The sequence below is a fragment of the Verrucomicrobium spinosum DSM 4136 = JCM 18804 genome (genome assembly GCF_000172155.1).
GTDB lineage: Bacteria > Verrucomicrobiota > Verrucomicrobiia > Verrucomicrobiales > Verrucomicrobiaceae > Verrucomicrobium > Verrucomicrobium spinosum.
Genome location: NZ_ABIZ01000001.1, coordinates 3,975,813 through 4,001,222 on the forward strand (window position 1 = coordinate 3,975,813; position 25,410 = coordinate 4,001,222).

Sequence of the window (25,410 nt, forward strand, 5' to 3'; positions counted from 1 at the left end):
AGGAGATCAGTCCCAAATCAACAATCTGATGGGCGTCGGATTGTAAGCATTGCACGGATTGTTGAGCTGCGGGCAGTTGGAGATCAACGCCACCACATCCATCTCGGCTTTCATCTCCACGTACTTGCCGGCATCAGAAATGCCGTCTTCGAAGGTGAGCCTGCCCTCGGGAGTGACCGGCACGTTCATGAAGAAGTTCACGTTGCTGGTGAGATCCCGCTTGGAGTAGTCGTGGCCATACTCGGCCATTTGAAGCAGGAAGGTGTCGCGGCAGTTGTGCATGTAGCGCTTTTCGATGGCATAGCGCACCATGTTGCTCTCGGCAGCGCATGCACCGCCCAGGGTGTCGTGACGGCCGCAGGTGTCTGCGGTGATCGTGAGCATGGGGTTCAGTTCGGTGGAGAGCAGGGTGGAGCCGGTGGTGAGGTAAATCGCCCCCTGTTCCCGGATGGTGTCCACGGCGCTGTAGCGCTCGTCTGCATTGGCAGCATTGTAGAAGAGTATGTCCACGGCCTGGTTGCCCTCCAAGTCCACGATGCGGAAGGTCTGTCCCTTCTTGATCTCGTGCATCCAGCCGTCACCAGCTTCGATCACCTGGTCGTAGATTGCTTGTTCAGGAGTAAGTGGGCTCAGGGTCAGGCTCATGGAAGGAACAGAAAAGGGGGTGAAAAGTGAGGGGCGGGGGCTCTAAGTTACATGAAATAACGGTCAGTGAGGATGAGTCCGCGGTCATTCTCCGGGCGGAACTTGCGCACCACGTCTTCAGGCCCGGCGGGCTCGGAGGAGTACACCACCAGATGCACTGGCTTGGGATCATAGGTGCCGCTGGGGGCGAGTGGGTGAGGGCAGGTGTTAAGCACAACAAGCGTGTTCAGCCCGGCACGCAGATCCACGTGGGCACCTGCTTTGGCGTGAGATTCGTCAAAGTGCAGACCACCCGTATCGTCCACGGTCACTTTGCTGAAGAAGTTTGCATTCGGCACCAGATCCTTGGCACCCAGTCCATATTTGCCCAGCTCCACCAGAAAACTGTCCCTCCCGTTCCGGTGGTACTTGTTGCGGTGCTCCTGAAAGCTCGCCTTGCCATACTTCCGCTCCACCAGGGGGGCCGTGCTATGCCCGCAGATCGTGTCGTGCCAGCCGCTGGTGTCGTCTGTGATGGAAACAAGAATGCGCCCCATGTCCGAGTACAACGCACGACCGGTCGTCAGATAGGCCACGTGCTGGGCCTTGAGCGTGTCAGACATGTTGTAGCGCTCCACCATCAACTCAAAGTTGAAAAACAGGGCCGACACATTGGTGCCGCCGTGAGGATCAATGATGCGCATGGTGCTGCCGCGCTTCAGCACATGCGACCAACTGGCACCGCCGAGCACGACCTCGCGGAAACGGACTTTGTCTTCTGGGATGTCTGGGGTGGGGGAGAACATGGGGAATGCGGAGGGTGGAATTTGGAAATCGGAATGGAGGGAGCGAGCTAGGCGGACTCGGCGGCGGGGGGCGTCGTGCGACGGATCTTCTTCTTCTGATGGGCAGAGGAGGAGGATTCCCCGGCCTCGTGGAGCGGAGGCAGCAGGGTGGTGCTGAGCTGGAGCTGACCGTGACGGACGCCTTTAAGGGCGCTCATTTCTTCTTTAATCTCCCGCAAAATGCGGGCCGGACCCTGCACGAGCATGATTTGCAGGCTTTGGTTGTCCTCCAGGTGCACCAGCTGGATGGTCACGATCTCCCGGAGGTATTTGTGCTGGATGTCGGTCAGCGTGTTCTGCAGGTTTCGCTTTTGGTGATCGTAGATCAGGCTGATCACCCCCATCATGACTGTGTCGCCCAACTCACTGGCATAGGCGACGAGGTGATCCCGCACCAGGGCGGTCAGGCATTGGGACCGATTTGCGAACCCGCGGCCGGTCGCCATGCGGTCAAGACCCTCCACGGCGTTTGCGGGCATGGAAACACTGAACCGGATCAGATTGGAGCCTTGGCGCTTTGGCATGGGTTGAATGGGTGTGAAGAATGTCCACATTCGTAACACGAAATGTGCCAAAAGCGAACGGTGTGTTACCCAGAGAGGTGATTTTTTTAAGCAAAGTTCGGGCCAAGAGAGGGGTGGCTCCCCGACATTTCCTTTGCGCCCCTCCCCCTTTTCTTTATGTTCACGGTTCCCATGATGTCCCCTGAAGTCGAGAAACTGGTCAATGCCGGCAAGCTGTCGCGCGCCGATGGTGAAAAGCTTTCCAACCTCCCTGTGGGAGCGTTCTGCCAGCACAAGAGCTGGGGAGCTGGTCGGATTGCAGAATGGGACTTGCTGGGCGACCGTGTCGTGATCGACTTCGAAGGCAAGCCAGGGCATCCCATGAAGCTGGGCTTCGCGGCCGGTTCGCTGGAGCCACTGGCTTCGGATCACATCCTGGCCCGCCGGGTGGGTGATTTGCCCGCGTTGCAGTCCATGGCCAAGGAGCGCCCTGCGGATCTGGTGACGCTGGCTCTGAAGAGCAGCGGAAAGACCATGTCTCTGGATGCGCTCGAAGGCCTTCTCATTCCCCGCGTCATCAAGGAAGCTGACTACAAAGCTTGGTGGAGTGCCGCCAAAAAGGCGCTCAAGGACAAGCGCCATATTGTGGTGCCGGCCAAGCGCACGGAACTGCTGGTGCTCCGTGATGAGGATGTGAGGCACGGCAACGCCATGCTGGACGACCTCAGGAATGCCCGCGACCTCAAGGCCAAGCTGAATGCGTTGGCCCGCATCCAGAAGGATCTCGACCTCTTTGAGAACCACGCTTCAGACCTCATCCCCGTGTTCCAGGAACTGGACACCACGGTGCGCAAGTCCTGGAAGCTACAGTTGAAAGAGGCGCTAAACCTGCTGCTCTCCCGCGATGAACTGCTGGACTCTGCCAAGGGTGCCAAGCTTCCCGAGGGCTCGCTGACAGTGGAGCAACTTCTGCGTGATGCCCGGCCTCAGCTGGCAGATGCTGTGAATGGTCTGCCGGTGGCGCTGCTCAGCCGCGTGTACAAGGCTTTCCCCGCTGCATTCCCTGATCGCGCCTGGGTCCAGGAGTCGCTGAATCACCTCACCAAGACGGGCGGTCGCGCCGTGGCCGAAATCGCAGCGGTGCTGGATGCCAACGATGAAATCGACCTGCTTGCCGACTTTTTGAAGAAGGCGGTGCGCAACCGTCAGCTCAGCACGGACCTCCTCATCTGGATGTGCAAGGAGCGCAAAGGCAAGGCGGAAGGCGTCTTCGACATGGACCTTGGCAATGCCATCATCAGTGCCCTCGAAGACGACCACATTGCTGGTGGACCCAAGCGCACTGGTCGTCTGCATGACGCTTTCGCCGAAGACATCGGTTTGGTGGGCGAGATGGTGGGTGATGCGGACGCCGACGAACTGCGCCTCTTCGCCAAGCGAATCCTTTCCAGCCCGGTGTTCGACGAACTGACCCGTCGTTCCCTGATGGGCCGCCTGATCAAGGCACGGCCGGAGACGCAGGAACTGATGGACGACACGGGCAACAATCAGGCTGCATCCCTGGTTGTTTCCTGGGACAGCATGGAGAAGCGCAAGATCGAGCTTGAAGAGCTCGTGCGCGTCAAGATCCCGCAGAACAAGAAGGACATCCAGATTGCCCGTGAGTACGGCGATCTTCGTGAGAACTTCGAGTACAAGTCCGCCCGTCAGCACCAGGCGGTGCTGCTGCGCATGCAGTCCACTTACGAGCGGGAACTCCGTCGTGCGCGTGGTACGGATTTCGTGGGTGTCAGCACAGAAACGGTCGGAATTGGCACCATCGTTGACCTCCAGGACGTCGGGACAGGAAAGACGGAAACTCAAACGATCCTTGGGGCTTGGGATGGAGATCCAGATCAGAGCATCCTCTCTTACCTGTCCGAGATGGCCAAGGCCCTCATTGGCAAAAGAGTGGGTGACGAAGCCGAACTTCCGACGGATACCCACGGCACGCGGAAGGTGAAGATCGTCAGCATCCGCCCTTACCGTACGCAGGCAGAGGCCGCCCCGATTGCGGGTTGACCCTTGTAAGCGAAACTTCAGGCCCCTGACCGGCGTCGGCTGGTCGGGGGCTTTTTTGTTGGGGGATAGTGCCTGGGCATCCGATCGTCCGCTTGCCTTTCAGGATTGGCTTGGCTCCTGCTTCAATTGAGCCTTCTCCGTGCGGGTGCCCGCAAAATCAGGCAGTCCACCCAGGTTCCTCATGCAAGGTCCCCCCTCCAACGTCATCAGCACGGCTCAGGCACTGGCCCTGACCTTCAGCGGCATGAGAGAACTGGGGATACTGGACCGGGCACTCTATGGCAACATTCTGCAGCGCATTCTGGTGCAGCATCCGGAGTACCTGGGCGTGTGGACGGTCTGGGAGCCCAACGCGTTGGATGGTCGTGATCACGAGTTTGCCCATGCTCCGGGCCACGATGGCACGGGGCGGTTCGTGCCGCTGTGGAACCGGGCGGGTGGCGTGGTGCATCTGGAGCCCAACGTGAACTACGATGTACCAGGGCAGGGAGACTGGTATCTGCTGCCCACCCAGTGTGGCAGGGAAACGGTGATGGACCCCTACCAGTTCCCGGTGGCGGGCCGCAAAGAATTCATTACCAGCCAGGTGGCACCGATCTTTTACCAGGGGCGCTGTGTGGGCGCGGCGGGAGTGGACATAGAGATGGATCGCCTTTTGCAGCCTGAAGCGGAGGAGTTGGAGGAGAGTCTGCATCGCGGTTTTGTGCGCCTGGATGCGAGAGGCAGGATCGACCACTTGAATGCCCGCACGCGGCAGTTGTTGAGTTCCTTTGTGGGGCGTCGTCTGGTTCAGGAAATGCCCGCGGTCATTCTCCGGCAGATTGCCAGGGTACGAGAGTTTCCGGGCACGGTGGAGCTGGCACCGTTGCGCCGGGGCAAAGACTCACTGCGGCTGAAGCATGCGCCGCATCCCGAGTCAGGCATGTCTTTGTTGATTGTGGAAGAGGATCTTGATGGAAGCCCGCAGGCGCCCGACGAAACGCTGACGGCCCGGGAGAAGGAGGTGCTGGAGTGGATGCAGGAGGGCAAAAGCAATCCGGAGATCGGCGTGATCCTGGGCATCAGCACACACACCGTGAAACGGCACGTGGAGCGGGTGCTGGCCAAGCTGGGGGTTGAAAACCGCGTTGCGGCCGCCTTGTATGGCCAGTCCCAGACGAAAAGGCACGCCGCATAGGTCCACCGACCTATATCCGGACGGTGACGATTGCCGCATTGTCCGGCATGACTTCAACGACTCCCGCCGGGCTCACGGCCATCAAGGAAGACCTCATTGCCAAAGGGGTGAAATATTGCATCGGCGCGTATGTGGACATCCACGGCGTGCCCAAGGGCAAAGTGGTGCCTGTGAACCACTTCGAGAGCTTCGCCCAAGGTTCAGAACTGTACACGGGCTACGCACTGGATGGGCTGGGGCAAAGGCCGAATGATGATGAACTCTCCAGCGTGCCGGACCTCAGCCGCGGCGTGCAATTGCCCTGGCAGCCGGAGGTCATGTGGTACCCTGCGGATCTCGCCTTCCACGGCCAGCCCTATGAAGTCAGCACCAGGGTGGCCTTTGGTCGTGTGCTGGAGCAGGCGCGATCGATGGGCTTCGGGTTCAACCTGGGCATTGAGTGTGAAGTGTACTTCGTAAAGCAGGAAGAGGGGCGGTTGGTGGTGCCAAACGCGGATGACAACCTCATGAAGAGTTGCTATGACGTGAAGCGCTTCATGGATGTGTACGGCCTCGTGGATCGCATCGCGACGACCATCAATGGCCTGGGCTGGGATCTCTACTCACTGGATCATGAGGATGGGAACTCACAGTTCGAGTTCGACTTCAAGTTCGCCGATGGCTTGACCATGGCAGACCGCTATGTGTTCTTCCGCTTCCTGGCCAAGAAGCTGGCGGCAGATGCTGGCCTGCTTGCCACTTTCATGCCGAAGCCTTTCGCTGACAAGACGGGGAATGGGGCGCACTTCAACATGTCCCTGAGCGACCTGGAGACTGGGAGAAATCTTTTCAAGGCGGCTCCTGGTGAAGCGGACGCCTATGGCCTGGGACTTACGGGATTGGGGTACTCCTTCATTGCGGGAATTCTGAAGCACGGGCGCGCTCTGTGTGCCGCCTTCGCTCCCACGGTGAACTCCTACAAGCGGCTCATCCGTCGTGGCGCCATGGGGTACTATTCGTGGGCCCCGGTGTTCAATTCGTTTGGCACCAACAACCGCACCAATTCCGTGCGTGTGCCGATGGCGGGAGGACGTTGCGAGTCGCGCAATGCGGACTCATCCTGCAACCCCTACCTTGCCGGGGCGCTGGTGCTGGCGGCGGGATTGGAAGGGGTGAGGGATGGGCTCCTGCCGGGCCAACCCCAGACGGAGAACCTCTATGAACTGACGGATGCTCAATTAGCCGAGCGCGGGGTCCAGCCTCTGCCGCGCACCCTGGCCGAGGCGGTGCAGGCCTTTGAGGATGATCCCTTCACTGAGCAGGTGTTGGGCTCTGCGCTCAAAAAAGAGTTCATCGAGTACAAACGCGCGGAGTGGGAGGAGTACCACCTGACCATCAGCCCGTGGGAGGTGCAGAAGTACGCGAGTCTCTTTTGATGAACTCCCCATCTTGCCTCCTCCCGTCATGACGCCATCTTGGTTTGCCCAACTGCCAGTGCCTCCCGTCCGCAGCCCTGTGCGGCTGGAGCGGCTGGCCTGGCCAGATGCAGCGCACACCCTGCAGGATGTGCTCCTGCTGCCGGTGGGGGCCATGGAGCAGCACGGTCCCCATCTGCCGTTGCATACGGACACGGTCATTGCCGAGTCCACCTGTCAGCTTGCTTCAGCCCTCACCGGGGCACCGGTCCTGCCCGCCCTGGGGTACTCCGTCTCACTCGGCCACACGGTGAAGTGGCCGGGCACGTTCTCCTTGTTTCATGAAACCCTCATGCTCACCGTGCGGGAGATCGCCCAGTGGGCGGCTGACACCGGCTGGAACCGGCTGCTGATCGTAAACTCCCACTACGGGAACGATGCCGCCCTCCGCTGCGCGGTGGACCGCCTGCGCCACGACCTTGGCGGCAATCTCCTCACGGCGACACGGAATACCTGGGACCTCACTCCGGAAATTGCCGGACGATTCACGCATGATGCGGCAGACTGGCATGCCAACGAGGCTGAGACATCCCTCATGTTGTTTCTTGATCCTGCTGCCGTGGTGAAAGAGCGCCTGAGCACGGCAGACGATCCTGATCGCACGATGGGGTGTGTCTTTCCGCACCGGGTGGCTCACACCAGCCTCAATGGCGTCACCGGAAGGCCAAGTCTGGGTACGGTGGAGCAGGGGGCTCTGTTGATCTCCCGCATGGGAGATGCTCTGGCAGATCTGATCCAGAAGGCTCGCGTAGAGCATCCCCCTTTGACTTGGGCCCCCTGAAGACGCCGCACATCCTCATCCCGATCAAACATCCCATCCAACCCCTAATCCATCCATCCAGAAATCTATGAAAACACTTGTCAAATGCCTGTTCTCCATTGCCGCCGTGGCGTTGTCCTCGGCCGGTCTTCACGCAGAACCACTGAAAATCGCCTACTCGGACTGGCCCGGATTCACCCTCATCGAGGTGGCCAAACAGAAGGGGTGGTTCAAAGAAGCCGGGGTGGACGTCGAGCTGGTCTGGTTTGACTACCTGCCTTCGCTGGACGCCTTTGCCTCGGGCAAGGTGGACGCAGTGACCTGCGTCACGACGGATGCGATGGTGACAGGAGCCAACGGTGCCAAGAGCAAGATCATCTGCCTGCTGGACTACAGTGATGGCGGTGACATGATCATTGGCAAGGCAGGGATCAACTCCATCAAGGATCTTAAAGGCAAAAAAGTGGCGCTGGAGCTCACGCTCGTGGAGCATCTGCTGCTGCTCAAGGCGCTGGAGGCAAACGGCATGGCTGCATCCGACGTGGAACTGGTGAATACGGCCACCAATGAAACACCCCAGACCCTGGTGTCGGGGAACGTGGCCGCCATCGGGGCGTGGTACCCTGTTTCCAACCAGGCGCTCAAGGCGGTGGCGGGGTCCAAGCCCCTCTTTACCAGCGGCGACGCCAAAGGACTGATCTATGACGGACTCTGCGTGAACCCGGTCAGCTACAGCCAGCGCAAGGCAGACTGGGAAAAGGTGGTGAAAGTGTACTACAAGTGTGTGGACTACATCCTTGACGAGAAAACCAAGGAGGATGCGGCAGCGATTCTGGCCGCGAAGGTGGGGGCCGAGGTGAAGGACTATCTAGCCGCGATGAAAGGCACCCATTTCCTGACGCTTGAGGAAGCCAAAATAGCCTACAAGAAGGGCACAGGGCTGGACTCTGTCTATGGCTCCATGGCGCTGGGAAACAAGTTCAACCTGGACAACAAGGTTTACACGGAGTCGCAGAAACCGGAGAGCTACTTGGTTCCCGGCATCGTCAACAGCCTCAAGTGAGGGCCGCAGGAGAGGATTCAGGCAAGGAAAACCCGGTCAAACTTTTCCTTGGGGAAAGGGTTTGGCCGGGCTAAAATGCATTCCCGCCCCCATCCCTGCTTGAAACCCTGCCCTCCTTGAGGTTAAGAAACCAATGGTAAAATTTGAAAGCATTCTTGCCGGGGGACAAACCGGGGCGCAGCGTGCCGCGCTGGATTGGGCGATCGCCCACAATGTGCCGCATGGTGGATGGTGTCCCAAGGGCAGAAAAGCCTTGGATGGTGTGTTGGACGCCAAGTACCAGTTGAAGGAAACGGAAAAAGATGTGACGATCGAGCGCACGGAATGGAATGTGCGGGATGCCGATGCCACGGTTGTTTTCACCTTCGCGGAAAAAGCCACTGGCGGAGCTCTGAAGTCGGTTACTTTCGCCCGCAAACTGAAAAAGCCCTGTTTGCACCTGCACCGGGGCATTCTGGCCGGCTCTGAGAAGCTGGTCGCCTTCATGGACAAGCACCGCGTTCGTCGGCTGAACATCGCTGGTTCTCATGAGGAAAAGGAACCTGGCATCTATGTTTGGGTGACCTCCACCCTCGACAAGGCGGAAGGGATCATGATGCGAATGGGCGAGCTTTAAGCTTGGCTGCCCTGCAGGACACCGTCTCCCAACATGGAGGCTTCAGAGAAGCTCTGGAGCCTTGAAGTGAGCTCCATTTCAGTTCGCCGCTTTCTGGCGGGCATAGGCAAGTTCCTGCCCGCCCATCCAGCGGTCCAGGAAGAAAGGCACCAGAGGCAGAAGGGAGGCAACGAAGACCAGCGCCGCCCTGAAGATGGGCCATTTGGCGGTCAGCCAAACTTGGAGCAGGGAAAGGCAGAACACCACAAACAGGGCTCCATGCACCCAACCCACGTACTTCACTGCCAGCGGCATGTGCCACACGTACTTCAGCGGCATGGCGATCCCCAGCAGGATGAGGTAGGACACAGCCTCGGCCAGGGCCACTTTGCGCAGCAGGGTGACAGGGTTTTTCATGCTGCCGCCATACCGCACCCTCAGGCGAGGTTCAAGTGCTGCGCTCTTTTGCCGCACCTGGCGAACCGCGGCGGCCGATGGCCCATAAGCCGCAAGTTCTAGGGTTGACCAGTGAGTTGAGGGAAGGAGGGCTTCTTGCTGTAACAGGCAAAGAGCTGCACCACGCTGCATAGTTCTCCCCGGTGGCGGACCTTGAAGAGGCCAAGACTTTGCACGGACCGGAATTGCTGGGCAAGCTGCTTGGGTGGTTTGCGACGCCCCGATGTCTTCACCACGTAGATGGCATTCTCTCCCACACGGGCATCATAGGAGGGCCAGAACCAGTATTGGTTCTGGGGTTTCTCGGTGGCCAGCACATAGACCAGTTGATCTTCGGGAAGGAGTTTATGTGCCTCTGGTAGATAGAAGTTCAGCAGACTGGCCCGGCCGTAGTGATCAGCGATGACAAACACTGGCTGGCCTTCGACGGCAAGGTGCTGCCGGTGATCTTCAACCAAGCGTGCGAGTTCGGAGGCTCCACGGACTCGAACGAGGGGGTCGTTTTTTTCTGTCAATGCCACGCCCAGGCCCTTGTGGAGCCATTGGGTCTCGTGGAGGAGGGTGACGACGGGCAGGCCCACCACGAGACCCGCGGTCAGCCATCGGGTGCCCCATCTGATCCCTGCGACATGACGCTCATGCCAATAGAGGATGGCGAAGAGAAAAAGCACGGGAGAGGCGGGGGCAATCCAGTTGGGCTGGGCTTTTCCATGGCAGGCCAGCGCGAGATAGAAGACGAAGACCGGCAGTGCAGTGCACAGAAGGAAACGCTGAAGAAGTGGCAGCCCCCGGGCGCGGACAAATCCCATGACGGCACCGATGACGGCGAGGAAGAAGACCGGATTCAAAAGTGCTGCTACGGAGCCCAGGAAGGCGCCTGCGTATTGAAAGCGCAATCCTCCCGGTTCCTGCAGCCCACCACGTTCACCCAGATGAACCAGGGTCACCCAGTCATGCTGCTGATTCCACCACAAGACGGGCAGCAGCGCGATGATGTTCATGCCCATGGCCAGCCAGAGGCCCGGTCGTGTGAACTGTTTTCGCGCACTTGGGGTAAAGGCGGCATAGAGGAAAAAACCGGCCCAGAGGAACGGGGAGAAAAACTTGCTCAAAAATCCCAAGGCCATGGTCCCGCCGGTGAGCAACCACCAGCGGAGCTGATCAGTCTCCAGCGCCTGCCACATGGCCAAGGCGGACAGCGTGTAAAAGAACACCGTAGGGGCATCCACGGTGAGCAGGGTGGAACCCACTGCAAAAAACGGGGTGGCGGCAAAGATCGCGGTAGCGCAGAAGGCCGTTCTCTCGCTGGTGTGGCGGCGGAGAAAACTCCAAAGCACGAGTCCCAGCACGAACGCAAAGACAGGAGAGAAGAAGCGGACGCCAAATGCAGTATGGCCCCACAGGTGGGTGCCCAGCCATTGGATCCATGCAATGAGAGGAGGCTTGCTATAATAGGCCCAATCCAACCGACGGCTCCACATCCACTGGTATGCCTCGTCTTCGCTCAACTCGATCGTGTCTCCCGCGATGTAGAAGAGTCGTAAGATGAGCAACAGGCCCAGCACCATCCAGGTGGCATGCCGCCACGTGAGTTCCTTGTCCTGCTCGGACAAGGAGACTCCGGAGGCGCAGGAATCACGGAACAAGTGGGGCGTGCGGTGCCACCATGCCGGGAAGATCCTGCGTCCCAAGGTGGACCAGAACCAGGCGGCAAATCCCGCCACGGCAAGCCCCGTCAGTGCTCCAAGCAGCCATCCCGCCACCACATCAGAGGGATGATGAACGCCGAGGTAGATGCGGGAGTATCCTACGAGAAGGGCCATGGGGATGCCCAGCCAGCCTGCACGGCGGCAAAAGAGCCATACCACGATGGCGAGGGCACCCCAGGTGGTAGCATGACCAGACGGCATGGCCGTGAGTCCATGCCCGTTACCCGCAACCAAGCGCACGTCAGGCAGAGTCATCGCAGGACGGGGGCGCTGCCAGAACTCCTTCAACGGAGCGGCAACCCCATCTCCCGCCACCAAGGCTGCCAGCACCGCCACCATGACGAACGCCGCACCCCGGCTGCGGCCTTTCTTCACGACGACGGATGCCAGGATGAGGAGCAGCGGGTAGAAGGCCTTGTTCCCGCTCAACCAGGTCATGAAGGGATCCCAACCGGGACCGGCAAGGTCACGATTGATTAGATGAAACAACCAATGGTCCAGGTGTTGCAGAAAAGGCATGCGTACGCGAGTCCCGGACGGGGGCTGACTGTCCGGTGGAGGCGAGGCATGCTAAGTCAGGGGCATGACCAGAGAATGACATGGGGATAACTTTTCAGTTAGTCACCTTCTTCATGTTGCTATTGAATCGCATTTCCACGGTGGTGCCTGCGCCTGGGGTGCTGCTCACAGACACGGTGCCGCCATGCAGTTGAACCACCGTTTTTACGAGTGCCAGCCCCAGGCCCACCCCGGCATCACCACCCTGGCTGCTGCGGGCCGAGTCCACGCGATAGAAACGATCAAACAGGCGGGGCAGATGCTCGGTGGCAATGCCCGTGCCGGAGTCGGCCACGGAGACAAGGCACATACCAGCCTCTCTTGCGATCATCACGGAGACCTTTCCTCCTGGCGGAGTGTGCCGGATTGCGTTTGAGATGAGATTGCCCAGTGCCATGCGCATGAGCGAGGCATCGGCCATCACGCAACCCTCCCCAGATGAGGTGAGCATCACCCCCTTGTCCTCAGCGAGTGCAGAGTAGAAATCCGCAACTTCCTCCGCCAGTGCAGCGGCATCCACCTCCGCCTTGGTGAGAGATGCTTCTGCATTGTCCGCCCGGGCGATAAAGAGGAGACTTTCCACCATATGCTTGAGGCGGTCGTACTCCTCAAGATGCGTGGCCAGCGTCTGGCGGTAGTCTTCCTGGGCATGATCCCTGGAAAGGGCCAGGCTGGTGGAGAGCACGAGATTGTTCAAGGGCGTGCGGAACTCGTGTGCGACATCGGCGCTAAACTGGGACTGGCGCGCAAAAGCGTCGCGCAGGCGTTGCAACATGCGGTCAAATTCCCCGGCCATGGCCGCCAGTTCCCGGGGCCAGGGTTTGCCACCCAGTCTTTCATCCAGTCCCTCTGCTCCCACTCTCTTCATGGTGGAGGTGATTTCGCGAACGGGTTCCAGACCGCGATGGGTCAGGAGCCAGGCTAGCAGGCCTGAGAGAGCGGTGCCTGTGGCCACCACCAGGATCAACTGAAGGCGCAGCTCACCCAACCACTCCTCCAGATGCCTCACGTCCAGTGCCACATGGTAAACGAGTGGAGGTTTGGCAGGATCATGGGCCACCAGCGCGGCGGCCAGGAAGGACGGGATGCCTTTGTTGGAAACATGGCGAGCCACCGCTGAGATGTTCCCATTCTTGGGTGCCGCGACCGGGAAGGCGGCGTCTTTCTCCACCAGATCGCTGAAGCCCGGTGTCTCCAGCAGTACTTTGCCTGTGTGGTCAAGCAACTGGCCGTAGTAGCGCTCCAGGGTGCGATGGGTGGCCGTGGAAAGAATGATTTCCTCTGCCTCACGGAGGCTCTCTGGAGCACGCTCCAACTCGTGCCTGAGGGTGTTCACGTGGTCTGTAAGCAGCTCGGCGTCTTCAATCTCAAAGCTCGTATAGAGCATGTGATAGAGGAAGACAGCAGCGGAAGACATCGTGAACAGAGCCGCAAGCACGTAGCCCAACACCAAGCGCTCGGTGAGCCCAAGCGCAGGCCGACGGGGTGGGGCGGTATCAGGACTGTCCACGATCTTCAAGGATGTAGCCCAAGCCCCGCTGGGTGTGGATGAGCTTGTTCTCAAACGGCTCATCCACCTTGCGACGCAGCCGGCCCATGGCCACATCCACTGCGTTGGAGTCGGTGGAAAAATTCATGTCCCACACCTGCTCGCAGATCGTCGTGCGGGAGAGAACCTCCCCCCGTCTGCGGGCCAGGAGGCTCAGGAGTTGAAATTCCTTGGCCGTGAGGTCGATAGGGTGTCGGCCGCGGCGTGCCTTCATGCGAGGCAGATCCAGCTCCAGGTCGCCGATCTTGATGATCTCCGCCGTGCGCACTGGACTGCGCCGCAGCAAGGTGCGGACCCGGGCGAGGAACTCCGTCCAAGCGAAAGGCTTAACCAGATAGTCATCTGCACCCAGCTCCAGCCCACGCACCCGATCGGGGACCGAGTCGCGCGCTGTGAGGAAGAGAACAGGCGTTTCGCAACCCTCGGTGCGGAGGTGCTCCAGCACATGCCAGCCGTCCCGGACAGGAAGCATGACGTCCAGCACGATGAGGTCGAAGGCGCTGTCCCGCGTCGCTTGGAGCCCCTCCTCGCCATCACCGGCCACATCGACCACGTAGCCCGCCTCCTGGAGCCCCTTGGCGAGGAACTCCCGGCTCCTTCGTTCATCTTCCACAATGAGGATGCGCATGTTGTCAGCCAGAGTTAAGGGGCTGGGGGGCAATTCGTCAACGCCCTTCACGACCTGGAGGGATCTGCGACCCGACGGTCAAAGACGCATGCCCCTGTCGAGGTGTTCACACGCGATGCCTTCATGAACAAGATTTTAGATGAGCAGATCCCCGAATGTCCTGTCCCAACGTATTGACGGTTAACCTTTCAACACCACAACATCATGTTTGAGATCGTAAAAAAAGGCGTTTATATGGGACTCGGGCTGGCCAGCCTGACCAAGGACAGGGTCCAGCAGTTTGCCGCCGATGTGTCTCGGGAGGCCAAACTGACGGAGGAGCAGGGCCGCAAGTTCGAAGAGGAATTGCAGCAGCAGGTAGATGCTTCCAAGAGTGACCTGGAGACGGAAATCGACAAGCGTATCGATCAGTCGCTGGTGCAATTGGGGATTGTGAAGGCGGGTATCAAACGCACTGCAGGCCAGGCGGCCGACGGCATTCAAGGTATGGTGGACAGACGTATCGATGAGGTGCTCAGCCGGCTTAAGGTGGCCCGGCAGGAGGACATCGACTCGCTCAAGCAACGGATCGAACTGCTGGAGTCCAAGCTCCATGCGGCTCCTGGAGAAACTCCCATTGTGCAACCAGGGTTCGAGAGCTAATACCAGCCCATGGAATTGAATCCGCTTGCGAAGCATCAGCGGGATTTCGGGCGGGTGGCCGAGATCATGAAGGCCCTTGTGCGCTATGGACTGGCCGACTGGATGCGGCCTCTGCCATTCGCAAGCTTGCAGCAGTTTTTCACAAGTCGGGAAGGGGATGTCATTGCGGAAGCTCCCATGGCGGTGCGGGTGCGTCTCGTCCTCACGGAGCTGGGGCCTACCTTCATCAAACTGGGACAAGTGCTCAGCACCCGGCCAGACCTGATCGGTGTGGATCTGGCGGAGGAGCTGTCCAAGCTTCAGTCCAGCACCCCTCCCGATCCTCCAGACGCCATCCGCGAGGTCATCATAGAGGATATGGGCCGTCCTCCGGAGGCGATCTTTGCCACCTATGAGCCCCATGCCTTTGCCTCGGCATCGATCGCCCAGGTGCATCATGCCACCTTGCACACGGGTGAGGCTGTGGTCTTGAAAGTGCGCAAGCCCGGCATTGAGCGCAAGGTGGAGGCGGACCTCTCCATTCTGGCTTGGCTGGCGGAGATGTCAGAGGTGCATGCCCCACAGTCCAAGCAGTATGAACCGGTGGCGCTGGTGCGGCAGTTTGAGCGCACGCTCATGCACGAGCTGGATTTCAATCACGAGCGCCGCAATATCGAGGAATTTACCCGTCGGTTTGCCGGGGACCCTACGGTCCGTTTTCCCCGGGCCTATGCAGAATACTCCAGCAAGCGGGTGCTGACGATGGAGCGGCTTGACGGCATTCCCGGCAATGACCGGGAAAGCCTCCAGGCCTCTGGGGCAGATCTCAACGCCTTTGCCCTCCGCGGGGCAAACATGTACATGGCGATGATTTTCCGTGATTCCTTTTACCATGCCGATCCCCACCCTGGGAACCTGATGCTGATGCCGGGTGGCGTGGTGGGAGTGCTGGATTGCGGCATGGCGGGTCGGCTGGATGAACGCCTGCGGGATGAGGTGGAGAATCTCGTGCTCGCCGTGGGCCAGGCGGACGTGCTGGCGCTGGCGGATGCGGTATGCCGGCTGGGCTCGGTATCGGCTGGTGCCGACCATGATCAGCTGATTGCCGAGTTGTCTGACTTTGTAGCGGACTATGCTTCCCAGTCCATCAGCGAGCTCGACGTGAGCGAGGCCCTTTCATCCTTGACGAGCATCATCCGGCATCACCATGTGGTTCTGCCTCCCGGGGTTTCCCTGCTCTTACGCACCTTGGTGCTGCTGGAAGGCACGTCTCAATTGCTCAGCCCCAAGTTCAGCCTGGGCGAGGTAATCCAGCCCTTCTATCGGCGAGCCATCAAACGGCGGTTCGCGCCCAAACGCATGCTGCTGCGGCTCCAGCGCACCTTTCGCGACTGGGACCTGTTGTTTCAAGCACTGCCCCGGGACCTGGGAGACGCGCTTCAGCGCGTTCGTACTGGCAATTTCCAGGTGCATCTGGACCACCGGCACCTTGATCATGTCGTCAACCGGCTGGTCATGGGCATCATCATGGCCTCCATGTTCCTGGGTTCCTCCCTGCTCTGGAGCATGAAAGCACCGCCGGTGGTGTGGGACATCTCCATCTTCGGCGCTGCCGGGTATGTGATCTCCCTTTATCTAGGCTGGAGACTGTACCGGGCCATCCGTAAGTCGGGCAGTATTGACTCGAAGGACCCTTAGCCGGGTGAGGGGGGCGTCTTTGGGGGACAGGATTAACAGGATGGAATGCAGGGGATTTTTAGACGGAATTAACGGAATTTACAGAATTGGGTTGGGGCTTGGAGCTCGGGGAGCGCACGCATCTTGCGTGCTGTTTGCGGCATCTTGCCGCAAACGTCAGCATCCGATTGCCGTCGAGGCGTTGAGGGCGGCAGGGGCAAGTGGATGCTGTCGGCATCCCCACCTGATCATCCTCCGCGGTGGTACCCAGGGTCTCCGTCCACTTCGTGATCTTTGCCCCTGGGCTGGATTCGGTGGGCCCTTCAGGCCCAAGTCCGCTTCGGGAATGCTTCACACTGAGCCAGAGCTGGTTCCTTGGCGGCCACCCGCAAATGTGCATAGCTCGCTCCAACTCCTCAGATCCTCTGGGTTCTCTGCGCCTCTGTGGTTAATTTAGAAGCGCTCTCCCTTCTGCAATTTCCTATTTCCCTTCACTCTGCCAGGTCGCCACATCCTTGGCGAAGTAGGTCAGGATCAGGTCTGCACCGGCGCGGCGGATGCTGGTGAGGGTTTCCAGGACGATCTTCTTTTCATCCAGCCAGCCGCTGGCCGCGGCAGCTTTGATCATGAGGTATTCGCCGCTCACGTGATAGGCGGCCACGGGGAGGGGGCTGTGGTGACGGAGGCGGTAGATGACGTCCAGATAGGGGACCGCGGGCTTCACCATCATGATGTCCGCGCCTTCTGCTTCGTCCAAGGAGGCTTCGCGCAATGCCTCCCGGGCGTTGGCGTAGTCCATCTGATAGGTCTTCTTGTCGCCAAACTTCGGGGCGGAGTCCAGCGCGCCGCGGAAGGGGCCGTAGTAGGCGGACGCATACTTGGCGGTGTAGGACATGATGGCCACGTCCTGAAAGCCGCCCTTGTCCAGCGCGGAGCGGAGGGCGGCCACGCGGCCGTCCATCATGTCACTCGGAGACACCATGTCGGCACCAGCAGTCGCATGGCAGAGGGCCTGCTTCACCAAGGCTGCAACGGTCTCATCATTGAGGATGCGTCCGTCGTCGGCGACCAGCCCGTCGTGCCCATCCGTGTTGTACGGGTCCAGCGCCACGTCCGTGATGACGGTGAGTGTGGGATGGGCCTTCTTGAGAGCCGCAATGGCCTTGGGCACGAGTCCCTTGGCATTCCAGGCCTCACGGGCGTCCTTGGTCTTCAGCTTGTCGGAGATTGCAGGAAACAACACGACGGCCGGGACCCCGAGCGCGTGAGCTTCACCGGCTTCCTTCACCAGACCGGCGAGACTCCACCGGGTACAGCCTGGCATGGACTCAATGGGCTGGTCTGCGGTCCCAGCATGGAGGAAGAGGGGGTAGATGAGATGTGCTGCAGTGAGCTCCGTTTCCCGCACCAGACCGCGGATGGCTTCGGTGCGACGATTGCGGCGGGGACGGATGGGGAGGTCCATGACAGTTGAGGACGAGGAAAACGGGCGCACTGAGGGAATAAACTCTGAGGGGTGTACAAAGAAAGCGGGTGCCAATGAGTGCTTACGCCTGCGGTGTGAGGGTGTAGCCCTCTTTTGAGTCTTTCACGATCCAACCGAGCAGCTCGATCTGCTTGCGCAGATCGTCGGAGGTGGTCCAGTCGCGGGCCTGCTTGGCGTTCCAGCGCTGGTCTGCCAGGGCCTTCACCTCCTCAGGGGCTTCGACTTCGCCTTCGTCTTTGATGACGGGCAACTCCAGTCCCAGCGCGGCCAGCACAAAGTGCAGACCGATCCAGGCGGATTTGGCTGCCTCAACCGAGAGGGCGGCGGGCTTGGTCTTGTTGAGCGTGGCGAAGACGGCTCCAATGGCACCGGGAACGTTCAGGTCATTGAGCAGGTCTGCCCAAGCCTCTGCAAAGATGTCCGCTTTGCCGGTGGCCTTGAGCTCATCGAGCGAGGGCGCTTCAGAGGCTTGCGTGAGGGCACGCAGTTGCTTCTCGAACTTCGCCAGCTTCAGGAGCGCCTGATGGGAGGCATCCAGCGAGTGCAGCGTGAAATTGAGCGGCTGGCGGTAATGCCCGCTGAGCAGCGTGTAGCGAACCACAGCGGGTGAATAGCCCCGATGGCCCAGATCCGCGAGCGTGTACAGGTTGCCAAGGCTCTTGCTCATCTTCCCGCCGTCCACCATGAGGTGGGCGATGTGCATCCAGTGCCGGGCGAACCGGCCCCCGGTCGCGCAGCAGCTCTGGGCGATCTCGTTCTCATGGTGGGGGAAGACAAGGTCGATCCCGCCGCTGTGCAGATCAAACTCGACCCCGAGGTACTCCAGGGCCATGGCGCTGCACTCCAGGTGCCAGCCGGGCCGCCCCTTGCCCCAGGGGCTTTCCCAGAAGTTTTCACCGTCATCTGTCTTATGGGCCTTCCACAGGGCGAAGTCCGCCAGCGAGTCTTTCGTGTACTCGTCGCTGTCATTCGCGGTCTGGGCGGCCCCGACCTTGAGCTCGCGGTCCTCCAGATGGGAAAGCTTGCCGTAGTCCGCATAGGACGAGACGCGGAAGTACACTGATCCATCCGGCGCGGCATAGGCGTTGCCGTGGGAGATCAGGTCCTCGATCATCTTGATCTGGTGCGCAATGTGATCGGTCGCTTTGGGCTCTACGTGAGGGGGCAGGAGGTTCAGCGCGGCGCAATCCGCGTGAAAGCGCTCCGTCCAGTACCGGGTGAACTCGAGGAGCGTCTGTCCCGCCTTCTGGGAATCGCGAATGGTCTTGTCATCGACATCTGTGATGTTCCGCACATGCAGAGTGGGCGTGCCGCTCAGCTCCACCACGCGACGGAAGACGTCCTGGGCGATGAAGGTGCGGAAATTGCCAATGTGCGCCGGGCCGTAAACCGTGGGTCCACAACCGTAAAAGCGCAGGGTGCCGGCCTCAGAGGGCCACACCTCACGCGCAGTGCGGGTCAGCGTGTCGTGGAGTTGCAGACGGTTGGCAGATTCAGACATGGGTTGGGTAGTATGCGCAGAGTGGTGCAGTTTGCAAAACAGTTGCGTGGTGGAGGGGCGTGTGGAGAAGCAGAAGGAGCTTGGCAGCGCCCCGGTGTGATCCATATTGTTCGCCCGCCCCATGCCAGTCTTCACGAACATCGCCGCCTACAAGTTTGCCACGCTTGCCGATCTCAAACCGTTGAGGGAGCGACTCATAGCCCAGTGCAAGGCCTGGAATCTGAAAGGGACGATTTTGCTCAGCCCGGAGGGCATCAATCTGTTTGTCGCGGGAGGTGCCGCTGAAATTGAGGGCCTCATGGATCTGCTGCGGGCGATTTCCGGGCTGGAAGCTCTCACACCCAAGTATAGCGAAAGTGACCACCAGCCCTTCCGCAGGATGCTCGTGCGGCTGAAGAAGGAGATCATCGCCTTTGGCGTGGAAGGGATTTCCCCTGGCGTACACACCTCCCCCAAGCTGGCCCCCGCCACGCTAAAACAGTGGCTGGACGCAGGTCGGCCGGTGACCTTGCTGGACACGCGGAATGATTACGAGGTCAAGCTGGGCACCTTCAAAGGGGCGCTGATTCCCGGGATCGATCACTTCCGGGACTTCCCTGAAGCGGTGCGCAGGCTCCCCGAGACGCTGAAAAAAGAGCCCATTGTCATGTTCTGTACGGGTGGCATCCGCTGTGAAAAGGCGGGCCCCTTCATGGAGCGGGAAGGGTTCGAGCAAATCTACCAGCTCGACGGCGGCATCCTGAAGTACTTCGAAGACTGCGGTGCCGACCACTATGATGGCGAGTGTTTCGTGTTCGACCAGAGGGTGGGTGTGGATCCCAGCCTGCAGGAGTCGGACTCTGCTCTTTGCTTTGCCTGCCAGACACCGCTGGATCTGGAGGACCAGAAGGACCCTCGCTTCGTGCCCAGTGTTTCCTGCCCCTATTGCTACAAGACCACGGATCAACAGCGCGAGGACGCTGTGCAGGCCAGAAATGAGGCCATCCAGAAGTTGGTGAACCCGCTCCCAGGCAGCGTTCCCTACGAGAATGAGCGCCCGCTCAATGTGCCCTCCGAGCAGGATGGCAAGCCGCTCCTGGAGGTGGTGATCGCCCTCTTTCCCCAGATCGATGCGGAGGAATGGCAGCGTCGCTGTGAGGAAGGGCGCTTCACTCGGGAGTCGGGAGAGCGCCTCACTGCTTCCACGGTGCTGGCAGCGGGAGATCGTTGTGTCCAGCATTTCCCGGCTGCGGCAGAGCCCCCGGTGAACGCTGACTTGAAGGTGCTTCATGAGGATGAAGCGATCGTCGTGCTCGACAAGCCAGCACCGTTGCCCATGCACCCGGCGGGCCGGTTCAACCGCAATACCGCTCAGTACATCCTGAGTCAGGTGTATGCCCCGCAGCGCCCGCGGCTGGTGCACCGCCTGGATGCCAATACCACGGGACTGGTGGTTTGTGCCCGGACCCGGCATTTTGCCAATCTGCTGCAAAAGCAGTTTAAAGACTTCAGCATCGAGAAAGGGTATGTGGTGCGGGTGCTGGGGCATCCAGAGGCAGACCAGTTTATGGTGGATGCCCCCATCAGTGCTGAGCCGGGCCATCTGGGCTCGTATGCCGTGGATGAAGAAATGGGACAGTCCGCTCGCACAGACTTCGTCGTTCTGAGCCGGGATGGGGATGGCACCAGTCTCCTGGAAGCCCGCCCGCTCACAGGGCGGACGAATCAGATCCGCCTGCATCTGGCGCACCTCGGCCACAACATTGTGGGCGATCCCACCTACCTCCAAGGGGGTGGCTTGGGGGATACCCAGACGCTTGAACTGGGCAGTCCGCCCATGTGCTTGCATGCCTGGAAGCTTGGTTTCAAACATCCGCTGACAGGGGAGCGCCTGGCGTTCGAGACGCCGCTGCCGGATTGGGCAAAGCGGTAAAAAACGGCGAAAAAGGCACGGCCAGGGGCGAAATAGTTAAAAAGTCAGTTTGACTGACTAATATGGTCAGGGTATCTGACTATGTGGCTTGCCTGCTATGAGTTTGCTCAATCCCACCGATCATGCCGACAGCCTCGGGGCCTCGCTGCGTCGCCCGTACCGTCTCCTTCAGGAGCGGGTCTATGCGGAGCTGGCGGCATCTGGCTTCCCGGAGATCCGGGCAGCCCACAGCGCGGTTTTTCGGCACATTCTGCCAGAGGGTTCACGACTCACGGCGCTGGCTGAGCAAGCAGGAATGACCAAGCAAAGCATGGCGTACCTGGTGGAACATCTGGTGGAACATGGTCACGTAAGCGTTGGCCCTGATCCAGATGATGGTCGGGCGCGAAGGGTCCGCCTGACCCCCCGGGGTGAACGTTTTATCCAGGCGGCCTTGAGTGCCAGTCAGCGGGTGGAGGATCTTCTTTCTGCGGAACTGGGAGCCAAGGCCATGCGCGAGCTGAGGCGGATTCTGGGGGACATTGAGACAGTCCTGATGACGCCTGAAAACGACCCCCGCCAGTCGCTGGCCCAGAGACCGACGGATTGAGCTTTTTCACAAACACACCACCCATGAGCACCAACTCAACAGCAACCCCCTGGATCACCCGGGCTGGCGAAAGCCAGGTCATTCACGCCTTTGGCGATGAGATTCACATCCATCTCGGAGCCCGTGAAACAGGAGGCCGGTACACCTTGTTCACCGATTTCACCCCGCCGGGAGGAGGCCCCCCTCCTCACGTCCATCATACGGAGGACGAGTGGTTCCATGTGCTGGAAGGGCAGGCCGCCTTCCTCAAGGACGGCGTTTGGGAGGAAGTCCCCGCAGGCAGCACGGTCTTCATGCCGAAAGGCTGCGTGCATACTTTCAAGAACATCGGTGATGTTCCGCTCAAGCAGCTCATCACCGTGGTCCCGGCAGGCATCGAGAGGTACTTCGCCCGCTGCGGGGAGGAATTCGCAAAAGCCGGCGGCCCAGACATGGCGGGCATCCTGGCCATCAGCGCAGAACACGATATCGTGTTCGTGTAATTGGTTTCCCGGCAAGCCGCCCTATTTGCCGCCTTTCGCCACGGCTTTGGCGTGTTTCATGAACCGCTCAACCGTGGCGTCCTGCAGGTCATCACGGCAGGCCAGCACCACCTCCATTTCGGGCGGAGCCGGCGTTATGGGTACGAACTGAATGCGTGGGCCCGAGATGCAAAGCAGGCTCTCTGCACTGAGGGCGATGCCGCGACCGCCTTCCACCGCGGCGATGAGGCTCAGGGCACCGTCGCATTCCTCCTCGATGTGCAGTTTCTTGGCGGACACTCCCAGTACGCGGGAGATCCAGCCGTGGTAGTCGTTGTAGTCCCTGCGGGTGTACGCCACCAGCGGCTCTGCGACCACCTCCTGCGCGGTTACTGCTTCCTTCAGGGTGAAGGGATGTCCGGGGGGGACGGCCACCCCCACACGGTATTTGCGGAGGGGCTGGTACACAATGCCCGGCATGATGTTGTTCGGCTGAGCCACCAAAAGTGCCAGGTGAAGTTCGTCCTTGCGGAGCCCGTTCAGCATCTCGGCAGAGGTCATGTCATGCAGAGTGACCCGAACGCCGGGCGAAGACTCGCGGAAGGCCCGCAGGGCAGGGGGCAGGATTTCCACAGTGGGAGAGGGGGCATACCCCACATGCAGCTCGCTTAGCTGGGACAGCGCGGCATCCCGCGCCGCCTGAATCGCCTCCTCTGCACGCAGAATAACCGCACGGGCTTCATTGAGGAACACCCGGCCGGCCTGGGTCAGCTTGACGGACTTGGCCGTCCGTTCCAGGAGATCCACCCCCAGTTCGTCCTCCAGATCCCGGATTTGCCGACTCAGCGGCGGCTGGGAGACATGAAGCCTTTCTGCGGCACGCGTGATGTTCTGCTCTTCAGCAACAGCGACGAAGTAGCGGAGATGGCGCAATTCCATGAATGGCACCAGCATACCTTTGGAGTATGGCCAGACAAGGTCTTTCGTCTTTGGACGATGCGGAAGCTGGTGGTTCGCTCGGGGTGTCAACAGCAACACCCTTTCAAAGCACCATCATCATGAAAAACATCGCCATCATTTACTTCTCCGGTTCAGGTCACACTGCTCTCATGGCTGAGGCCGTCAAGAGCGGAGCAAGCTCCGTAGCCGGAGTGGATGTCAGCCTTATTCCGATCGAGGGCAAAGACATCGTGGAAGGCCGCTACACGAACAATGAGGTCCTGACCCAACTCACGGCCGCAGATGCCATCATCTTCGGGACCCCGACTTACATGGCCGGACCTTCTGCCCAGTTCAAAGCCTTCGCCGATGCCACGGGCATGATCTGGTTCCAGCGTGGCTGGCGCAACAAGATTGCCGGCGGCTTCACGCACAGCGGCTCTCCCAGCGGGGATAAAGTGGTGACGCTCAACTACCTCAGCGCACTGGCGGCTCAGCAGGCCATGATCTGGGTGAACTTCCCAGAGATTCCTTCCTTTAACTTTGGCAAGGACGATGGCCTGAACCGCTTTGGGTTCTACACCGGTGCTGCCGGGGCCACACCGATGAACCCCGGTGCCCCTGCCAAGGTGGATGCAGGTGACCTGCTCACGGCGGAGACCTATGGCCGCCATCTCGCAGAAGTGACCCTGCGCTTCAACGCGGCTCCCGCTCAGGCCTAAGTTTGGGGCATTCGCCTTGTCGATCCTTCACCCTTTCGCGCTCTCCTTTATGAAAATTGCTCCCCTTGTCGCTCGAGTCCTTCTCGCATTGATCTTCCTTGTTTTTGGCCTGAATTTCTGGCTGAAGTTCATCCCGGTGCCGCCCGCCAGTGGTCAGGCCGGGGCCTTCCTCGGTGCCATGTTCCTCAGTGGGTACCTGGCAGTGATCAAGGCCTTGGAGGTGGTCGGCGGCCTGTTGGTGCTCAACAAGCGGTTCCTGCCGTTGGGACTCCTTGTGCTCGGGCCGATCATCATCAACATCAACCTCTATGACCTCTTCCTTTCCAAGGGGTTCAACCCGCCAGCCCTTCTGGCCGCTGTGCTTTCCTTGTTCCTCCTGTGGACCGAACGGAATCGTTTTGCCGCGCTGGTGAAATAAAGAACTGAGATTCACCATCGGCCCCCCGGAAAAGAGGCGCAGGGAGACCTGCGCCTCTTTTTTGCGGTTGTTCATATTCGTGGCGACGCTCCAGACCGTGTGCTATCCGTGTCCCCCTCACCCGAGGCGACCAATCTCCATTCCGACCCGACGATCATGTTCAAGACCGGCCAGCAGGTGGTGTGCATCAACGACGAATTCGACCCGTGGGTTTACGACCTGTACCGGGCTTTGCCAAAGAAGAACCGTATCTACACCGTTCGGGCCGTGGGCGTGGGGCGCTCCAATCCCACCTTCGTGGTCAACGATGACGCCGAGATCAAGTTGAGCGGGGCCGAGTTTGACCTCCTGCTGCTGCTGGAAGAACTGCGCAATCCAGATGATCCCCATTCCAGTGTGAAACAGGAGCTTGGGTTCCGCTCAGAACGTTTTGCCCCGCTTGATGAAGAAGAGGAAGAGGCGGAGGAGTTCGAGCTGGTGGGCACGGGGAAAGCTACGGAGTCTTGGGAACCAGCCACAAAGCCGGGCTGAGCTGGCCGCAATGGACCTGGCCCGGAGGTGATGATGGAAGGGAGAGGGAAGTTGCTCGGCAGCAACGGGTGAGGGCTTCTCGGACCCCGAAAAAAGTTCACGAAAGTGAAGATTTTAGTGGCAAAGTTTTTGGTCTGAGGTACATAAACCTCCGCTTCGGCGACGCGCGGTTAGCTCAGTGGTAGAGCGCTTGCTTCACACGCAAGATGTCACAGGTTCGAACCCTGTATCGCGCACCATCCTTTTAGATTTTTATTTCACCCGCAGATTCGCTCGTTCAAGGCGCTGCGGGTTTCTTATGCCGAAATGCCGACCGCCAGGTTTGGGGTGATCCCGGATGATTGGTGCAGGCTCCGAAGTCCCGGGCTTTGCGATTCTGAATTTGGCTGCAAAGGAGGTGGCTTCTGCGCAGTCTGGAATTAATCGCCCAAGGAGATTTGTAGCGCAGCCCTGTGGTGGAACGAGTCCCGTAAGGGGGCCATGAGTCAACCCTGGGTACGTCTCCCGCACAGGCCATTGAGAGATCGCCAGACTGGGTTTGGGAGCCGAGGTTCCTTGGCAGGCGATAGCT

At 60.0% G+C, this 25,410-nt stretch carries 24 protein-coding genes and 1 tRNA gene; 15 read left to right on the plus strand and 10 right to left on the minus strand.

Features of this window, described 5'->3' with window-relative positions; genetic code table 11:
• Positions 1-6 precede the first annotated feature (6 nt).
• The 3 genes from VSP_RS16010 to nikR are packed head-to-tail and all read right to left on the minus strand — an operon-like array spanning position 7 to position 1,993.
• A complete protein-coding gene (locus VSP_RS16010; protein WP_009961910.1) occupies positions 7-645 on the minus strand; it encodes an urea amidolyase associated protein UAAP2 in 639 nt (212 codons plus the stop codon).
• A gap of 47 nt (positions 646-692) precedes the next feature.
• The gene (locus VSP_RS16015; RefSeq protein WP_009961911.1) at positions 693-1,430 is read right to left on the minus strand and encodes an urea amidolyase associated protein UAAP1; all 738 of its coding nucleotides are present in this window, start codon (positions 1,428-1,430) and stop codon (positions 693-695) included.
• A gap of 47 nt (positions 1,431-1,477) precedes the next feature.
• Positions 1,478-1,993: a nickel-responsive transcriptional regulator NikR gene (gene nikR / locus VSP_RS16020; protein WP_009961912.1), complete on the minus strand. Its 516-nt coding sequence runs from the start codon at positions 1,991-1,993 to the stop codon at positions 1,478-1,480.
• A 156-nt stretch (positions 1,994-2,149) separates the two neighbouring features.
• On the opposite strand from nikR, the gene VSP_RS39555 reads away from it, so the two are divergent.
• From VSP_RS39555 to VSP_RS35750, 6 genes are all read left to right on the plus strand, one after another.
• Positions 2,150-4,033 (plus strand): GreA/GreB family elongation factor, encoded by a 1,884-nt coding sequence (locus VSP_RS39555; RefSeq protein ID WP_009961914.1) that lies wholly within the window; start codon positions 2,150-2,152, stop codon positions 4,031-4,033.
• 181 nt (positions 4,034-4,214) lie between these two features.
• Positions 4,215-5,210 (plus strand): LuxR C-terminal-related transcriptional regulator, encoded by a 996-nt coding sequence (locus VSP_RS16030; protein ID WP_009961916.1) that lies wholly within the window; start codon positions 4,215-4,217, stop codon positions 5,208-5,210.
• A gap of 47 nt (positions 5,211-5,257) precedes the next feature.
• Complete coding sequence (glnT, locus tag VSP_RS16035; RefSeq protein ID WP_009961918.1) at positions 5,258-6,625, plus strand: type III glutamate--ammonia ligase; 1,368 nt, start codon at positions 5,258-5,260, stop codon at positions 6,623-6,625.
• A 28-nt stretch (positions 6,626-6,653) separates the two neighbouring features.
• Positions 6,654-7,445 carry a creatininase family protein gene (locus VSP_RS16040; RefSeq protein WP_009961920.1) on the plus strand — a complete coding sequence of 264 codons (792 nt, stop codon included), beginning with the start codon at positions 6,654-6,656 and terminating at the stop codon, positions 7,443-7,445.
• Between the two features lie 67 nt (positions 7,446-7,512).
• On the plus strand, positions 7,513-8,487 hold the full coding sequence (locus VSP_RS16045; RefSeq protein WP_009961922.1) for an ABC transporter substrate-binding protein: 975 nt from the start codon (positions 7,513-7,515) through the stop codon (positions 8,485-8,487).
• Positions 8,488-8,620: 133 nt separating this feature from the next.
• Positions 8,621-9,103, plus strand: coding sequence for a putative molybdenum carrier protein (locus VSP_RS35750; RefSeq protein WP_009961925.1), 483 nt, complete (start codon positions 8,621-8,623; stop codon positions 9,101-9,103).
• A 78-nt stretch (positions 9,104-9,181) separates the two neighbouring features.
• Here the strand turns inward: VSP_RS35750 and VSP_RS16055 are convergent, their stop codons facing one another.
• The 4 genes from VSP_RS16055 to VSP_RS16070 form a co-directional block, all read right to left on the minus strand.
• Complete coding sequence (locus VSP_RS16055; RefSeq protein WP_044133568.1) at positions 9,182-9,499, minus strand: DUF3817 domain-containing protein; 318 nt, start codon at positions 9,497-9,499, stop codon at positions 9,182-9,184.
• Between the two features lie 98 nt (positions 9,500-9,597).
• Positions 9,598-11,766 (minus strand): glycosyltransferase family 39 protein, encoded by a 2,169-nt coding sequence (locus tag VSP_RS16060; RefSeq protein ID WP_009961929.1) that lies wholly within the window; start codon positions 11,764-11,766, stop codon positions 9,598-9,600.
• Positions 11,767-11,860: 94 nt separating this feature from the next.
• Positions 11,861-13,315 (minus strand): heavy metal sensor histidine kinase, encoded by a 1,455-nt coding sequence (locus tag VSP_RS35755; protein WP_009961931.1) that lies wholly within the window; start codon positions 13,313-13,315, stop codon positions 11,861-11,863.
• On the minus strand, positions 13,302-13,982 hold the full coding sequence (locus tag VSP_RS16070) for a heavy metal response regulator transcription factor (protein ID WP_009961933.1): 681 nt from the start codon (positions 13,980-13,982) through the stop codon (positions 13,302-13,304). Before VSP_RS16070 ends, VSP_RS35755 begins: the two co-directional genes overlap by 14 nt.
• A gap of 204 nt (positions 13,983-14,186) precedes the next feature.
• Here VSP_RS16070 and VSP_RS16075 point away from each other — a divergent pair, with 204 nt between their 5' ends.
• Both VSP_RS16075 and VSP_RS16080 read left to right on the plus strand, forming a co-directional pair.
• Positions 14,187-14,624 (plus strand): phasin family protein, encoded by a 438-nt coding sequence (locus VSP_RS16075; RefSeq protein WP_009961936.1) that lies wholly within the window; start codon positions 14,187-14,189, stop codon positions 14,622-14,624.
• Positions 14,625-14,633: 9 nt separating this feature from the next.
• The gene (locus tag VSP_RS16080) at positions 14,634-16,301 is read left to right on the plus strand and encodes an ABC1 kinase family protein (protein ID WP_009961938.1); all 1,668 of its coding nucleotides are present in this window, start codon (positions 14,634-14,636) and stop codon (positions 16,299-16,301) included.
• A 460-nt stretch (positions 16,302-16,761) separates the two neighbouring features.
• On the opposite strand, the gene hemB is transcribed toward VSP_RS16080, so the two are convergent.
• Both hemB and cysS read right to left on the minus strand, forming a co-directional pair.
• Positions 16,762-17,745 carry a porphobilinogen synthase gene (gene hemB / locus VSP_RS16085; RefSeq protein WP_009961939.1) on the minus strand — a complete coding sequence of 328 codons (984 nt, stop codon included), beginning with the start codon at positions 17,743-17,745 and terminating at the stop codon, positions 16,762-16,764.
• 82 nt (positions 17,746-17,827) lie between these two features.
• The gene (gene cysS, locus VSP_RS16090) at positions 17,828-19,267 is read right to left on the minus strand and encodes a cysteine--tRNA ligase (RefSeq protein ID WP_029190495.1); all 1,440 of its coding nucleotides are present in this window, start codon (positions 19,265-19,267) and stop codon (positions 17,828-17,830) included.
• Positions 19,268-19,388: 121 nt separating this feature from the next.
• Between cysS and trhO the strand changes: the two genes are divergently transcribed.
• From trhO to VSP_RS35760, 3 genes are all read left to right on the plus strand, one after another.
• The gene (trhO, locus tag VSP_RS16095; protein WP_009961943.1) at positions 19,389-21,179 is read left to right on the plus strand and encodes an oxygen-dependent tRNA uridine(34) hydroxylase TrhO; all 1,791 of its coding nucleotides are present in this window, start codon (positions 19,389-19,391) and stop codon (positions 21,177-21,179) included.
• A 97-nt stretch (positions 21,180-21,276) separates the two neighbouring features.
• Entirely contained in the window at positions 21,277-21,768 is a 492-nt protein-coding gene (locus VSP_RS16100) for a MarR family winged helix-turn-helix transcriptional regulator (protein WP_009961945.1), read from the plus strand.
• Between the two features lie 23 nt (positions 21,769-21,791).
• Complete coding sequence (locus tag VSP_RS35760; RefSeq protein ID WP_009961946.1) at positions 21,792-22,250, plus strand: cupin domain-containing protein; 459 nt, start codon at positions 21,792-21,794, stop codon at positions 22,248-22,250.
• 21 nt (positions 22,251-22,271) lie between these two features.
• On the opposite strand, the gene VSP_RS39560 is transcribed toward VSP_RS35760, so the two are convergent.
• Positions 22,272-23,168, minus strand: a complete 897-nt coding sequence (locus VSP_RS39560; protein WP_198141403.1) for a LysR family transcriptional regulator — start codon at positions 23,166-23,168, stop codon at positions 22,272-22,274.
• A 119-nt stretch (positions 23,169-23,287) separates the two neighbouring features.
• Here VSP_RS39560 and VSP_RS16115 point away from each other — a divergent pair, with 119 nt between their 5' ends.
• The 4 genes from VSP_RS16115 to VSP_RS16130 all read left to right on the plus strand — a co-directional run bounded on the left by VSP_RS16115 (position 23,288) and on the right by VSP_RS16130 (position 25,078).
• Positions 23,288-23,890 carry a flavodoxin family protein gene (locus VSP_RS16115; protein WP_009961949.1) on the plus strand — a complete coding sequence of 201 codons (603 nt, stop codon included), beginning with the start codon at positions 23,288-23,290 and terminating at the stop codon, positions 23,888-23,890.
• Between the two features lie 49 nt (positions 23,891-23,939).
• Entirely contained in the window at positions 23,940-24,308 is a 369-nt protein-coding gene (locus VSP_RS16120) for a hypothetical protein (protein WP_009961950.1), read from the plus strand.
• A 108-nt stretch (positions 24,309-24,416) separates the two neighbouring features.
• Positions 24,417-24,839 (plus strand): hypothetical protein, encoded by a 423-nt coding sequence (locus tag VSP_RS16125; RefSeq protein WP_198141404.1) that lies wholly within the window; start codon positions 24,417-24,419, stop codon positions 24,837-24,839.
• Between the two features lie 164 nt (positions 24,840-25,003).
• A tRNA-Val gene (locus tag VSP_RS16130) sits at positions 25,004-25,078 on the plus strand.
• Positions 25,079-25,410 lie beyond the last annotated feature (332 nt).